The sequence below is a fragment of the Falsiroseomonas tokyonensis genome, from assembly GCF_019024325.1.
Classification (GTDB): Bacteria; Pseudomonadota; Alphaproteobacteria; order Acetobacterales; family Acetobacteraceae; genus Falsiroseomonas; species Falsiroseomonas tokyonensis.
On record NZ_JAFNJS010000043.1, the window covers coordinates 1 to 1,597 of the forward strand.

Below are 1,597 nucleotides of genomic sequence, written 5' to 3' on the forward strand. Positions count from 1 at the left end.
GAGGCGATGCCGGCGCTGGACCTGCTGGTGATCGACGAGGCGCACCACGCCGTCGCGGACAGCTATCGCCGCATCATCGATCGCGCCCTCGACCGAAACCCGGACTGCCGGATCTACGGCGTCACCGCCACGCCGAACCGCGGCGACAAGGTGGGGCTGCGCCAGGTCTTCTCGAACGTCGCCGACCAGATCCGGCTCGGCGAGCTGATCGCGTCCGGCCACCTAGTGCCGCCCCGCACCTTCATCATCGATGTCGGCGTCCAGGATGAGCTCCGCGCGGTGCGGCGCAGCGGCGACGACTTCGACATGGGCGAGGTCGCCCGCGTCATGGACACCGTGCCGGTCACCGACGCCGTGGTGAAGCACTGGCAGGAGAAGGCCGGCGGCCGCCAGACGGTGGCCTTCTGCTCCACCATCGCCCATGCCGAACACGTTGCCGCGGCCTTCAACGCGGCTGGCGTCCCCACCGTCGTGGTCACCGGAGACATGCCGGACGGCGAGCGGCGCTCCGTCCTGGCCGCCTATGCCAGGGGCGAGGCGCGCATCGTCGTGAATGTCGCGGTGCTGACTGAGGGATGGGACCATCCCCCCACCTCCTGCGTCGTGCTGCTGCGGCCGAGTTCCTTCAAGTGCACGATGATCCAGATGGTCGGCCGCGGGCTGCGCACCGTGGATCCCACGGAGCATCCTGGTATCGTCAAGCGCGACTGCATCGTGCTCGATTTCGGCACCTCCTCGCAGATCCATGGCTGCCTGGAGCAGGACGTCGATCTCGACAGCCAGCCCGGCGAGGGTGAACCGCCCACCAAGACCTGCCCCTCCTGCGAGGCGGAGGTGCCGATCGCAGTGATGGAGTGCCCCATCTGCGGCCACGCCTTCGAACCCCGTGGGCGCGAGACGGCGCCGCTCACCGACTTCATCATGACGGAGATCGATCTCCTCCGGCGCTCGGCCTTCCAGTGGTGCGACCTGTTCGGTGACGATGCCGCGCTGCTGGCCAATGGGTTCAACGGCTGGGCGGGCATCTTCTTCCTGAACGGGGCCTGGCACACGGTCGGCGGCGCGAAGGAGCAGCGGCCGCGCCTGCTGTCCATTGGCGAGCGGCTGGTAGCGCTGGCCGCGGCGGACGACTGGCTGAACGCCCACGAGACGGACGAGAGCGCCCACAAGAGCCGGCGCTGGCTGCGCGAGCCGCCGACCGAGCGCCAGCTGATCCATCTTCCCCCGGCGGTCCGCGCCGATCTCGGCATGACGCGCTACCAGGCCTCGGCGCTGCTGACCTTCAGGTTCAACCGCCAGGCCATCCAGCATCTCGTGCGCAGCGCCCAGCCCGCGGCGCTGGGGCAGGCCGCATGATCTATGGCCCGCTCCCCGGAACCGCCATGCGCCGTCTGCTCCCGCCCAACGCGTGGCTTTGGCTGGTTCGACCCGGCGCCGCGGAAGAAGCCGCGGCCCTCGGTTTCCTTCTGCTGCATCGCCTGCCAGAGCTTCTGGTCGCGCTTGGCGGGGAGGTCGTCCGCCATGGTTGACCTCACCGAGCAGGAGAAGGCCGCGATGCGCGCCGCCATGCGCCGCGTCGCGGAGACCATGGCCGAGA

General features: G+C 69.8%; 1 protein-coding gene. It reads left to right on the forward strand.

Features of this window, described 5'->3' with window-relative positions; all coding sequences use genetic code 11:
- On the forward strand, positions 1-1,356 hold a 1,356-nt coding region (locus J3S20_RS29865; RefSeq protein WP_216840570.1), incomplete at its 5' end, for a DEAD/DEAH box helicase.
- Positions 1,357-1,597 lie beyond the last annotated feature (241 nt).